This window comes from Microcystis sp. LE19-41.2A, assembly GCF_027530405.1.
Classification (GTDB): Bacteria; Cyanobacteriota; Cyanobacteriia; order Cyanobacteriales; family Microcystaceae; genus Microcystis; species Microcystis aeruginosa.
The window spans coordinates 1-12932 of sequence record NZ_JAPZQJ010000104.1 but is presented as its reverse complement, the minus strand read 5'-3'; the positions used below and the strand labels follow the sequence as shown (position 1 = coordinate 12932).

Annotated in this window: 13 protein-coding genes; 8 read left to right on the top strand and 5 right to left on the bottom strand. The window is 41.5% G+C overall.

Annotation, left to right across the window (positions count from 1 at the left end; genetic code table 11):
- Nucleotides 1-694 precede the first annotated feature (694 nt).
- The 4 genes from O9290_RS04520 (at nucleotide 695) to O9290_RS04505 (ending at nucleotide 4430) form a co-directional block, all read left to right on the top strand.
- On the top strand, nucleotides 695-1483 hold the full coding sequence (locus O9290_RS04520) for an ABC transporter permease (RefSeq protein WP_288027559.1): 789 nt from the start codon (nucleotides 695-697) through the stop codon (nucleotides 1481-1483).
- Nucleotides 1484-1654: 171 nt separating this feature from the next.
- Entirely contained in the window at nucleotides 1655-2239 is a 585-nt protein-coding gene (locus tag O9290_RS04515; protein ID WP_002751273.1) for a pseudouridine synthase, read from the top strand.
- A 224-nt stretch (nucleotides 2240-2463) separates the two neighbouring features.
- The gene (locus tag O9290_RS04510; RefSeq protein WP_288057748.1) at nucleotides 2464-3864 is read left to right on the top strand and encodes an AAA family ATPase; all 1401 of its coding nucleotides are present in this window, start codon (nucleotides 2464-2466) and stop codon (nucleotides 3862-3864) included.
- Nucleotides 3864-4430 (top strand): hypothetical protein, encoded by a 567-nt coding sequence (locus tag O9290_RS04505; protein WP_002757849.1) that lies wholly within the window; start codon nucleotides 3864-3866, stop codon nucleotides 4428-4430. Before O9290_RS04510 ends, O9290_RS04505 begins: the two co-directional genes overlap by 1 nt.
- Nucleotides 4431-4504: 74 nt before the next feature.
- Here O9290_RS04505 and O9290_RS04500 read toward each other — a convergent pair whose 3' ends face one another.
- Nucleotides 4505-4933: a Tery_1686 family protein gene (locus tag O9290_RS04500; RefSeq protein WP_002743840.1), complete on the bottom strand. Its 429-nt coding sequence runs from the start codon at nucleotides 4931-4933 to the stop codon at nucleotides 4505-4507.
- 198 nt (nucleotides 4934-5131) lie between these two features.
- Between O9290_RS04500 and O9290_RS04495 the strand changes: the two genes are divergently transcribed.
- Nucleotides 5132-6436 carry a hypothetical protein gene (locus O9290_RS04495; RefSeq protein WP_002757850.1) on the top strand — a complete coding sequence of 435 codons (1305 nt, stop codon included), beginning with the start codon at nucleotides 5132-5134 and terminating at the stop codon, nucleotides 6434-6436.
- Here O9290_RS04495 and O9290_RS04490 read toward each other — a convergent pair.
- Nucleotides 6358-6600, bottom strand: a complete 243-nt coding sequence (locus tag O9290_RS04490; RefSeq protein WP_288057745.1) for a hypothetical protein — start codon at nucleotides 6598-6600, stop codon at nucleotides 6358-6360. The two genes, O9290_RS04495 and O9290_RS04490, sit on opposite strands and share 79 nt — an antisense overlap.
- Before the next feature lie 115 nt (nucleotides 6601-6715).
- Nucleotides 6716-8242, bottom strand: a complete 1527-nt coding sequence (locus tag O9290_RS04485) for a YifB family Mg chelatase-like AAA ATPase (protein WP_002757852.1) — start codon at nucleotides 8240-8242, stop codon at nucleotides 6716-6718.
- A 180-nt stretch (nucleotides 8243-8422) separates the two neighbouring features.
- Between O9290_RS04485 and O9290_RS04480 the strand changes: the two genes are divergently transcribed.
- Nucleotides 8423-8764: a histidine triad nucleotide-binding protein gene (locus tag O9290_RS04480; protein ID WP_002757854.1), complete on the top strand. Its 342-nt coding sequence runs from the start codon at nucleotides 8423-8425 to the stop codon at nucleotides 8762-8764.
- Nucleotides 8765-8847: 83 nt separating this feature from the next.
- Nucleotides 8848-9381: a retropepsin-like aspartic protease family protein gene (locus O9290_RS04475; protein WP_002757856.1), complete on the top strand. Its 534-nt coding sequence runs from the start codon at nucleotides 8848-8850 to the stop codon at nucleotides 9379-9381.
- 182 nt (nucleotides 9382-9563) lie between these two features.
- Here the strand turns inward: O9290_RS04475 and hppD are convergent, their stop codons facing one another.
- Both hppD and O9290_RS04465 read right to left on the bottom strand, forming a co-directional pair.
- Nucleotides 9564-10649, bottom strand: a complete 1086-nt coding sequence (gene hppD / locus O9290_RS04470) for a 4-hydroxyphenylpyruvate dioxygenase (RefSeq protein WP_288057740.1) — start codon at nucleotides 10647-10649, stop codon at nucleotides 9564-9566.
- Nucleotides 10650-10789: 140 nt separating this feature from the next.
- Entirely contained in the window at nucleotides 10790-11494 is a 705-nt protein-coding gene (locus O9290_RS04465) for an SDR family oxidoreductase (protein ID WP_149988034.1), read from the bottom strand.
- Between the two features lie 131 nt (nucleotides 11495-11625).
- Here O9290_RS04465 and sat point away from each other — a divergent pair, with 131 nt between their 5' ends.
- Nucleotides 11626-12795 (top strand): sulfate adenylyltransferase, encoded by a 1170-nt coding sequence (gene sat / locus O9290_RS04460; protein ID WP_002803711.1) that lies wholly within the window; start codon nucleotides 11626-11628, stop codon nucleotides 12793-12795.
- The last annotated feature ends 137 nt before the right edge of the window (nucleotides 12796-12932 follow it).

The window sequence follows — 12932 nt, the reverse complement described above, 5'->3', positions numbered from 1 at the left end:
ATCGACTAAATCCTTATCTGGCAAGAGACTTAATTGATTAGTTCGCTCTAGATAAAAACAATTGACAAAAATCGCTAAATGCCTTTCTCTATAAGGGTTCCATCCCTTATAACCCCCGTCCATTGCATAACACAAACCGAAGAGCCATTAATCCTAGGTGTGGTGCGTTACGACGGATTGTTAGATTCAAGTTTAAGCAGAGATTGTCGCCGTCTAACGCACCCTACATTTTACTAAACTGGGATGAGTAGTAGGTAGCGTAACGCACCAAATTAAATTAATCCTAGGTGTGGTGCGTTACGACGGATTATTAGATTCAAGTTTAAGCAGAGATTGTCACCGTCTAACGCACCCTACTGGATTGTTTCAGCTAATTTGGTGTATTAGAAAAATGCTATAAATTCTATAATCTAAGACTTTAAGCCGAAATCTATTGCCCTATTTTAGCTGAAACAGTCCACTACATTTTACTAAACTGGGATGAGTAGTAGGTAGCGTAACGCACCAAATTAAATTAATCCTAGGTGTGGTGCGTTACGACGGATTGTTAGATTCAAGTTTAAGCAGAGATTGTCGCCGTCTAACGCACCCTACATTTTACTACATTTTACTAAACTGGGATGAGCCACTCTTGAAAAAGGGGACAAATATTAATTATTATTAAAAGTATATTTACTAATTAACCAAAATACCAGTGAAACTAGCTCAAGCTCAGACGATATTAACAGACACTTTAACCGTATTTTGGGGAGAATGGCTAGATTTACGCGCGAGAGTCCTTCAGATCGCCGCCACAGGTTTAGTTTCTCCCCTAATCTATATTATCGGTTTCGGGTTGGGGTTGGGAAGCGCCCTCGATCGCTCGATGAAACCCTCACTCGGCGATTCCTATCTAGAATTTATTTTACCCGGAATGGTGGCCCTGTCCTCAATGGCGATCAGTTTCGGGGGAACCACCTTTTCCATCTGTGGCGATCGCTTATTTAGTAAAACCTTCGAGGAATTATTATTACTTCCCGTCCATCCCCTCTCATTATTTTTAGGCAAAGTTTTCGCGGGAATTTTGCGCGGTGTAATGACTTCTGCATCAGTGATTCTCGTTGCTATCTTATTTACAGGAAAATTTGCCAGTTTTCTCAATCCCCTCTTTTTATTAGTTTTAATCTTAAATTGTGCCGTCTTTGCCGGTTTAGGGGCAATTGTCGGATTGCGAGTTACATCCCTCGAAAGTGTCAGTCTGTATAATAACTTTGTAATCGTGCCGATGTCTTTTTTAGGAGCAACTTTTTTCGACCCCCAAACCTTACCCTGGCCATTAAAAATTATTGTTTATTCCTTGCCCCTCACCTATGCTAGTCTGGGATTAAGAGCCGCAGCCTACGATATAAATCAATTTCCTTGGTTCGCTATCCCTATTTTATTAATCGTCGCTATTCTTCTCTCGATTGTCGGTGCTTATCAATTCTCCCATCAACGGGATTGAATCAGTTATCAGTAATCAGTAATCAGTTATCAGATTTTAGTTTTCAGTGAATAGTATTAAGTGGCAAGTTTTGAGCTTTATTTTCATGGATTACTGTTTGATTTTTACTGATAAAAGCAAAAAGCTCCTGACTCCTATTTCCTGACTCCTATCTCCTGACTTATTTTTACTTTGAATAAATATATCCTTTTTTATAAACCCTACGATGTATTATGTCAGTTTACTGATGAAAATGGTCGCTCGACTTTAAAAGATTATATTCCCATCCCGAATATCTATTCTGTCGGTCGTTTAGATAGGGACAGCGAGGGATTATTATTACTCACAGATAACGGTCAATTACAGCATCGTTTGGGTCATCGTCAATTTGCTCATCCGCGTACCTATTGGGTACAAGTCGAAAGAATTCCAGACCTAAACGCTTTAGAAAAATTGCGTCAAGGTCTTCCTATTCAGGATTATCGCACTCGACCAGCAATAGTTAATTTACTAGATTTTGAACCAGATTTACCCCCCAGAGAGCCACCGATTCGTTATCGAAAATCTGTCCCCACCGCTTGGTTAGAAATTACCTTAACTGAGGGAAGAAATCGTCAGGTAAGAAGGATGACGGCTGCCGTTGGTTATCCGACTTTAAGATTAATTAGAACAGCCATTACTATTGACAAAAACAATAAATTATGCTTAACAGGATTACAACCCGGTCAATGGCGAGAAGTGACTGAAAAAGAGAGAAAAGCCTTGGAAAGGTTATAATTTCTGTAAGTAACCTTGATAAGTGGGTGGGTGGAATTAAATATAAGATGAACGTAGGTTGGGTTGAAGCATGAAACCCAACGCCTGCATGGGTTACGCTACCGCTAACCCATCCTACAAATAATTCTGCCTCCCTACTTAACCAAAGTTGAATGTATAGTTTGGGACTTGATCAAATTACCCACAATTATCTATAATCGTGAATATTAAACCTAAAGACAAATATGAAAGTTAAAATTAAAAATCTTGGCATTTTAAAACAAGCAGAATTCAGTCTAGGCGACCTCACAATTATCTGTGGTCGTAATAATACAGGTAAAACTTATGCTACCTACGCTTTATTCGGTTTTTTAGACACTTGGCGAAGACTATTAACGAAACCAAGATTTGGCCTCAAAGAAAAAATTGAGCAACTACTTTCTGATGGTGTAATTAGTCTCGATCTACAGGAGTATGTTCAACAGTGTGAAAGTATTCTTACTACAGGTTGTCAAAGATATATTCAACAAATACCTGAAGTTTTTGCGGCCAACGAGGAGAGATTTAAAAATGTTGATTTTCAGATAGAATTAAATTTTGACAATATTCAATTTCAAAATAAGTATGAAAAGAAAATTAGTACAGCAACATGGGAAATTATCTCGATTAGCAAACCTGAAAATGACCCTTATTTATCCATCACATTATTAACAGAAACAGAAAAAATAAATCTGCCAGTGCATTTTCTTGAGGAGATCATTTACGACAGCATCCAAGATATAATTTTCTCTCAGTTTTTTCCCAGGTTATTTATTGCCAGTGCAGAAAGGACAGGAGCGGCAATTTTTCGCAAAGAGTTAAATTTTGCTCGTAATCGTTTACTGGAAGAAATTAGCAAAAATAGCAATTTTGATCCTAGTGAACTGTTATTTAATGTTTCTCAGGATTATGCGCTACCGGTTAAAAAAAATGTAGATTTTACTAGACAAATAGAAACAATTGTCAAAAAAACTAGCTTTATTGACGAAAATCATCCCAGTATTTTAGAAGATTTTGCCGATATTATTGGTGGTCAATATATGATTACTAACAATGATGAACTTTATTACATTCCTAAAGTAAAAAGACAAGGAAAAAGACTTAGACTATCGATGGATGAAAGTTCTAGTGCTGTACGTTCTCTTTTAGACATTGGCTTTTATTTAAGACACGAAGCTCGCATCGGAGATTTGTTGATAGTAGATGAACCTGAATTAAATCTCCATCCAGAAAATCAACGCCGTATCGCTAAACTTTTCGCTCGACTGATCAACATTGGTATTAAAGTTTTTATCACTACTCACAGTGATTATATTATCAAAGAAATAAACACATTAATTATGCTTAACCATGATCAACCACACCTGAAACAAATTGCCGCAGAAGAAGGCTATAGACAAGAGGAATTATTATCGGCTAATCAAGTTAAAGTCTATATTGCTGAAGAAGATTCAAAGATTTTAAAAGGACAAAAAAGAAAGACCAAATTTCACACTTTAAATCCCGCTAAAATTGATCCAGAAATGGGTATTGAAGCGCGTAGTTTTGATACTACTATCGAAAATATGAATCGTATTCAAACGGCTATTATTTGGGGTGAGGAGTAATGTCTGATATTGCTATCCTCAAAGAAATGATTAGGGATTGTGCGATAGTAGAGTTAGAGTATAAAAAAGAATACAAACGAGATAGTTATTTACTGAAACTGACAGAAAATCAAGATAACTATTCGTTTGTGATTAGTGGAATGCCTGAACCCGATCGAGTTATTGTGATCAAGCTAGATGAGTTTTTTGATGTCCGCACAATTTTTACTGGTGATAAAGGTGAGTGTAAGCGTGCAGATTTTATAATTATCGCTAATACCACTTCTGAAAAAGTTATCCTTTGTCTGGAAATGAAGAAAAGCAGAGATTCTAATTCATCGATAACCAAACAATTAAAAGGAGCCGAATGCTTTGTCTCCTATTGTCGTGAAATCGGACGCTTATTTGGGAATCAACCCGATTTTCTTCAGGACTATCAATATCGCTTTGTTAGTATTAAAAATATCAGTATTTCTAAAACAACCACCAGCAGCCGTAAATCCTCTCAAAAAAATGAGATTCACGATCAACCAGAAAAAATGTTAAAAATTTCCGCTAAAGCGAAGCACTTTCAAGAATTAATTTAGTCCTATAGCTTCTCATTATGACCGATTTAATCTCGATCGAATAACGATCTTTTGCCGAGAGTGCTGAAAGAGCCTTATCGATGCTCATTTTTAAAAACTTCAAACACCTGCCGGCTGAAATATTTTAACTTATCAGCCACCTTAGGAGAAGGTTGATAATTGCCGACTAATTGCCAATTTTCCACCGTAGATAGTCGCCAAGCGGTTCCTTGATGGTTAAAAGCCTGCATTTCTAAGCCAATCAAACGCTGATGCTGATCCTCGCTATCGAGATGAAAACGAATTTGTACCAGAATACTGCGCCCTTGAATTCTGGGACTCCAACCGGGAAAATGGAAAGCGATATCGATCGAGTCGGGATCCGTTAACTCCCTTGTGTGGGGATCATTGCGCCAAGGTTTCAGATCTGCCTTTGCATCGGGGAATTGTTGTTTAAACAGGTTGACGAGTGTGGCGATCTTCGCCGTTAATTCTAATCCTTTTGCCTGTTCCGACGCATTCATGCTCACCTCTGATAATTGCTTATAAAGTAACTATTTATACAGTTTAGCCCTGCTTTTTGCGACTATTGGAACAATTATAACGATATTTTCTCGATCGAGTCCAAAATGCCGCACCTGTCAATCAAGATAGCCGCTGCCAAAAAGACAAAATCAAAACTAAACTAGAAAATAGGATAATCGACAGGAACAGTATTTTCTATGAATCCCCAAGAGTCTCTATTACAATCGATCGAAAAATTAGGCTATCGGGTTACGGTGGGTGATGTGGCGGCAAAATCGGGTTTAGAGATTAACGCTGCACAACAGGGATTATTAGCTTTAGCGGCGGAAGCGGGGGGACATTTACAGGTAGCAGATACGGGGGAGATTATCTATCTTTTTCCCGAAAATTTTCGCTCAATTCTTCTGAATAAATATTGGCAATTGCAGTTAAAAGCTTTCGGGAGTAAAATCTGGCAAGTAGTTTTTTATGTTATTCGCATTTCCTTTGGTATTGTTTTAATTATTTCGATTTTAATCCTGTTGCTCGCTATTCTGGCGATCCTGATAGGCTTAATGTTCAAAGATAGTGACTCGGATAACAATTCTGGAGATAGCAAAATTAATATTAACTTCTTTCCCACGGACTTTTTCTGGATTTTTTATCCCGATTTTGGTAATAACTACTACGAAAGAAGAGATCGGGAAGTTAAGGCAGAAAAACCCCCTAGTAAGATGAATTTTCTCGAGGCAGTTTTTTCTTTTCTCTTTGGCGATGGCGATCCTAATTTCAATTTAGAGGAGAGACGCTGGCAAACTATCGGTAAAGTAATTCAAAATAATCGTGGCTCGATTATTGCTCCACAAATTGCCCCCTATCTGGATAGTATTACCCCCAGTCAGGAGGAGACAGAAGATTATATACTTCCAGTTTTAACTCGCTTTAATGGGTTGCCGCAGGTGTCCGATCGAGGCGATATTATCTATTATTTTCCCGATCTACAGGTGACAACCAAAGAGAGAAAAGTACAAGCATTGTCACCCTATCTAAGGGAAAAAAGCTGGAAGTTTAGCGAAGCGGATAGCGGTCAAATTATCTTAGCTTTAGGTTTAGGGGTGGTTAACTTTATCCTCGCTTTAGTTTTAGGATTTTTGCTCAACAGTGATAGTGTTGATTTGAGCGGTTCTCTGGGGTCGATAGTCACAGGTATCTACGGTTTTCTCCTCAGTTATGCCGCTGCTTTTTTGGGGATTCCCCTCGGTCGTTATTTCTTTTTACAGTGGAGAAATAAGCGGGTTAATCAACGCAATCAACAGCGAGAAAAAAGAGCAGATTTATTAGCCCAAAATAATCCTGAATTAGAGCAAAAACTGGCCTACTCTCGTCAATTCGCTGACCAAAAAGTGATTAGGGATGCTGATATTAGTTATTCTACGGATCAAGACTATCTCGAACAAGAGAGCGAGCGCTCGGATAAAATCGATCGAGAATGGCAAAAACGCTTAGAATCCCCCGATTCCTGACTCCTGACTTGAAAGAGGGTGTAGGGTGTAGGGTGTAGGGTGTGGGGTGTGGGGTGTGGGGTGTAGGGAGATGGGGAAGTGGGGAAATGGGGAAGTGGGGAAATGGGGGAATTATGAATTGGGAAATGGGGAAGTGGAGTAGTGGGGTATTGGGGGAATTTCAACTAAAACCCCAACACCCTAAAACCCTAAAACCCTAAAACCCTATCTCCAGACTCCTGAATCCTGAATCCTGACGACCGACTCCTAACCCCAGCAACAAACTTTTTGCCGCAAACCCTAACTTAAACGATCGAGAGTGCGATACTGAATTGCTTCGGCAACGTGGGAACTTTTCAGCATTTCACTATCTCCTAAATCGGCAATGGTGCGGGCAACTTTGAGAATGCGATCCATTGCTCGGGCCGATAAACCCAATTTTCGGATTGCCCCTTCTAAAATATGGCGACTGCTATGATCAAGAGCGCAAAAACCCCGCAAATGCTCGGAATTCATCTCCGCATTAGAGCGAATCCCCGTATTCTGAAAGCGATCGCTGGCCTTTTGTCTGGCCCTTTCTACCCGTTGCCGCACTTGCTCAGAAGCTTCTCCCCGACTCTCTTGGGTCATTTCTTCTGGTTTCAGGCGATTTACCGTCACTTGTAGGTCAATACGGTCTAAAAGCGGCCCCGATAATTTCGCCCAATATTGTTCCCGTTGTCGCGGTGAACAGCTGCAGGGTTGCACCGAATCGCCGTAATAACCACAGGGACAGGGATTGGTACTGGCCACTAGAGTAAAACGCGCCGGAAAAGCGACGGAAAGACGAGTGCGAGAAATGCTCACATAACCATCCTCTAGGGGTTGCCGGAGATATTCCAAGACACTGCGCTTAAATTCCGTTAATTCGTCCAAAAATAAAATACCACGGTGGGAAAGGGAGATTTCTCCCGGTCGGGGATAAGTGCCACCTCCCACCAGCGCTGCCCCGGAAGCGGAGTGATGGGGACTGCGAAAAGGACGCTCGCGCACCAGGGAACCTCGATCTTTCAGTAATCCGGCGACGGAATGAATCTGGGAGACTTCTAGGGATTCGGCAAAGGTAAGCTGGGGCAGAATACCTGGTAAACGTCGCGCTAACATGGTTTTACCGCTGCCCGGTGGCCCGACAAAAATTAGGTTATGACCTCCAGCTGCGGCAATTTCCAGGGCCCGACGGCCAATGGCTTGGCCTTTGACATCCTTGAGATCGGGGAGATTTACCCGCGATCGCCCAAATTCCTCGGCAGCGTTAAAAGTCATCGGTGAATGGCGATCGGGTTCATTTAAGAAATTTACCACTTCCGATAGATGACGAAACCCATACACTTGTACGCCTTTGACCACGGCCGCTTCTTTGGCATTATCGGCAGGAACCACTAAACCCTTAATCCCCATTTTTTCGGCGGCGGCAGCAATGGGTAAAACCCCCGCCACGGGACGCAAACTACCATCGAGGGATAATTCACCTAAAAAGAGAAAATCCCCCAATAAATCGGCTTCTACCTGTTCGGAGGCTCCTAAAATGCCGATACTAATCGGTAAATCATAAATCGGCCCCTCTTTGCGGATATCGGCGGGACTTAAATTGATGACAATTTTGCGGATGGGAAAGGCAAATCCGGCATTTTTTAGGGAAGCTTTTACCCTTTCTTTCGACTCCTGCACGGCGGTATCGGGTAAACCCACCACGGCAATTCCGGGTAATCCCCCCGATACATCCACCTCTACCCCGATTTTAATGGCATCGATGCCGATAATTGCCGCACTCCAAACCCTTGCTAACATTTTGGCTCAAGTAAAAATAAAGTGAGTTCTTAGGAAAATGAAACAGGATGTTAGGCTAGTTTTCCGCACAAAAATGATTTTATCTGGGAATTTACCCTGAAAATCAGCGTATTTCTGGGGATAACCTAGCCAGAAAAGCTGAGAGCTTAATGGTATAGTTGAAAAAAAAGTAATCTGTCTATGAGTGAGACTATTTTTAGCAAAATTATCCGGAAAGAAATTCCAGCCTCGATCGTTTATGAAGATGATCTGGTTCTCGCTTTTCGAGATGTTAATCCCCAAGCACCCACCCATATCCTCATTATCCCCAAAAAACCGATTCCGAAACTAGAGGAAGCCAGCGACAGCGATCGAGATCTATTGGGACATTTGTTACTAACTGTTAAAAAAGTGGCCGCCGAAGCTAAATTAAGTCAAGGTTATCGAGTAGTGATCAATAATGGGGAACATGGGGGTCAAACCGTCGATCATCTTCATGTCCATCTCTTAGGCGATCGCATAATGGCTTGGCCTCCGGGTTAAACTCCTGTTATTCTCCCGCATTTTTGGGGAATTCTAGAACTAGAATCGTTCTTTTCCGAGTCGGTCTTCTCGATGTTGAACCCATGAATAGGTCTATTTCTGCGATCGCATTGTCCAGCACCCTGCTGTTATTTCCCTTCACCCCTACGACTCTCGCTCAATCGGAATGCTTTCTCCAAAGAGCAGATGGACAACACATAGATCTTAGCCGTCTCTGTGGCAGTTCATCTAGAAATAGGAAAAATTCCCCGCAAGTTTATCAGCTACCGATTCAACGCCGGGTTAACGGCATTCCCACGGTGATGGTGGTTTTTAATAACCGTCACTATTATGAAATGCTTTTTGATACAGGTGCTAGTTCGATCGTCCTCACCGATGCCATGGCGAAAGCGATGAAAGTCAAACGGGAAAAGGAAGTAGTCGCTCATACCGCCGGCGGTGTCGTTACTGTTTATCTTGGTCGCATTAATTCTGTTAAAGTTGGCGAGGTGGCTTTATCTAATCAGATTGTTGGTATTTCTCCCCAAATGGAAGGATTAGGACTCTTGGGACAAACTTTTTTTGGTTCCTATGATGTCACGATCAAAAAAGATGTGATTGAATTACGTCATCGTTGATAAGTAGCTGGTTATAATTAAACTAAAAATGGATTTTAGGTTCGATCCCCCCTGCCCCCCTTGATAAGGGGGGTGCCGATAGGCGGGGGGATCCCCCCTGCCCCCCTTGATAAGGGGGGTGCCTGAAAACTTTTAACACCTACCTACTTAGTCTGACGGGAAAAATTATCGCTTTTCTGACTCTAATCCAAAGTTCCTCTCTGTATTTGTTCCCGTTCGATCGCTTCAAACAAGGCCCGGAAGTTGCCTTCTCCAAAACCTCTAGCGGCATGACGTCGCTCGATTAATTCAAAAAATAAAGTCGGCTGGGAAAAAATTGGTTTAGTGAAAATTTGCAGTAAAGTCGGCTTTTCCGGGAGGGAATGACTATTTTGTTCAAAATCGATGAGAATTTCCTGTTTTTTTATTTCTGACCATTCCCAATCAGCAATATTAAAATCTTTTTTTTGATAGTTAATTAGTTGATAATAACTGTCTGGAACTGATAAAAATTCTACCTGCCTATCTCGGAATTTTTGAGTTAAGTTTACAATATTTTCTGTTTTTAAAGCAATGTGTTGAATGCCAGATTTTTGATTAATATCTAAAAATTCTTGAATTTGAGAACTGTTACTGTCTGGCTCATTAATCGGTAATTTTAATTCAGTTTTCGGGTAAACAAGTACCTGAGAATAAAGACCAGAACGCTCCGTTTTAATAGTAAAAGTTTGCCTTTTTTTAAAGCCTAAATTTTCCTCATACCAATTGGCTGTTAACTCTAAATTCCCTTGAAAAACATTTAAAACTAAGTGATCAATTGCCAGAATATCCTGATTATCTTGTTCCCTACTATCATACTCAATCAGATTAGGATCGGCTAAAATTGGCGTGATTCCCTGCCTTTCAATTAACGTATGTTTGAGATCAGCAATGCTAGAGATTTGACAGCTTTTTATCTTACCCCTAGCCAAAACAGTTTCCTCAATAAAAATGTCCTGTTTAATTCTCCTAGCTAAACTGTCTAAATCCTCTACTTGAAAAGCTACATCCGCCACCCCTTCAGGATATTTACTTAAAAATTCCGCCACGGGACTAAGGGAATTTAAGGGAGAAGATAAGATAAAAATAATCTGTTTAGTTTTATCTTTTTGGATGCCATTGCCGACTATTTCCGTGTGTGTGTGCAGATTAACTAAACTTGCGATCGCCTGAAAATCCATCACCCGCACAAACCAATCTCGCCATTTTTTGGCCGATTCTACATAAAAATGAATATGATCAACAAACATAGATAAAGTCAAAAAAAGGGTTTTTTCAGTGAGCAGTAAACATTGAAAATAAAACTCCGAACTTGCCACTTAATGCTATTCACTGATAACTGATAACTGATAACTGATAACTGATAACTGATAACTGAAAAAGCTGATGACTAAAAAAAGAGATGACTATCGGGTTGAATATTAATTTCCATGGGGACGGCTTGGGGTTCAGCATTCATGGCAAAATAGATAGCATCGGCGGCGGTTTGAGCGGTTAACATTTTAGTGCGATCAACTTTTAAGCTCACCTGATCCCAAAAAGGAGTATCGACACCACCAAAATAGAATAAAGTCATTTTAATACCATAGCGTTTTAACTCATCGGCCAAACATTTACTAAAACCGACCACCCCGTATTTAGAAGCACAATAAGCGGCAGCCATAGCCATAGAATGCTTACCTAAAATTCCCACCACATTACAGATATGACCGGCCTTATTTTCCTTCATCACATTAGCCGCAGCCTGACAGGTATAAAAACTCCCCTTCAGATTGAGGTCGAGCATTTTATCTAAATCTTCCGGCGTGATTTTATTGTATTGTTTCATCACACCGGCTCCGGCCGCATTAACCAACACATCCAACCGGCCGTAATGGGAGACAATTTTTTCCATCAAAGTTTCTACCTGAGTCGGATTGGTGATATCCGTCGGCACAATTAAAGAGGGACAAGACAACTCACCAGCTAAATTAGATAAATTATCGGCATTTCTGGCCACTAATACGAGTTTATGACCATTAACAGCTAGTTTACGGGCTAAAGTGGCACCGATACCCCCCGTAGCGCCGACAATCAGGACAACTTTTTCGCTCATAATTATTTACAATTCTTTACAAATATTATTGTAAACTGTTCCGACTGGAAAATCATCGCTAGTCCCAACCCCTTGATTAAGGGTTAGCCAACTTCTGATAGGATAAACCGTGACAATGTAAAGAAATTTTTATGACTGTACTGACCGAAGGAATCGCGCCCCACGGTGGGCAATTAATTAATCGTATTGCTACCGCTGCCGAAAAAGCCGAATTTCTGGCCCTAGCTGAAAAACTACCGCGAGTTTCCTTAGATGAACGAGCGCTCTCGGATTTAGTTATGATTGCTATTGGTGGTTTCAGTCCCCTCAAAGGCTTTATGGAACAGGACGACTACGAAAAAGTCGTCGATGATATGCGTCTAATCAATGGTTTACCCTGGGCAATTCCCGTGACTCTTTCCGTTAGGGAAGAAGTGGCGGATCCGCTCAAAGAAGGCAACTGGATTCGTTTAGATGACAGCGAAGGCAACTTTGTCGGAGTCCTAGAACTAACCCAAAAATACCGTTACAATAAGGCCCACGAAGCAGTTAACGTCTATCGTACCGACGACCAGAAACATCCCGGGGTAAAAGTCCTCTATGAACAGGGAGAAATTAACCTCGCAGGTCCGATTTGGTTACTTCAGCGCGATCCTCATCCCCAGTTTCCCAAATATCAGATCGATCCTCTGCAATCGCGCAAAATGTTCCACGAAAAAGCTTGGAAAACGATTGTCGGTTTCCAAACCCGTAATCCCATCCACCGGGCCCACGAATACATTCAAAAATGCGCCCTAGAAGTGGTAGATGGTTTATTCTTGCATCCTCTTGTCGGCGCTACCAAAAGCGATGATGTGCCGGCCGATGTGCGGATGCGTTGCTATGAGATCATGATGGATAAATACTTTCCCCAAGATCGCGTTATTCTGGCTATCAACCCCTCAGCTATGCGTTATGCTGGCCCCCGGGAAGCAATTTTCCACGCTATTATCCGCAAAAACTACGGTTGTACCCATTTTATCGTCGGTCGTGACCATGCCGGAGTCGGGGACTACTACGGAACCTACGATGCTCAGTATATCTTTGATGAGTTCGAGCCGGGGGAATTGGGAATCGTGCCGATGAAGTTTGAACACGCTTTCTACTGTACCCGCACTTCGGGAATGGCAACCACCAAAACTAGCCCCAGTTTACCTGAAGAAAGAATCCACCTTTCGGGAACGAAAGTCCGGGAACTGCTGCGCAAAGGAGAATTACCACCTCCGGAATTCTCCCGTCCAGAAGTAGCTGCCGAATTAATCCGCGCCATGCAAGGATCTTGACATCCTCGCCGCCCTAAAAGTGCGGCGATTCCTAAACCTCACGATTTAAGTTTCTGCTTCCACCACCGTCGCATACCACAGTTAAAAAACCATGTACTGTCTTACACAGAGTCCACAGACTTTCGCTCCATTTCAGA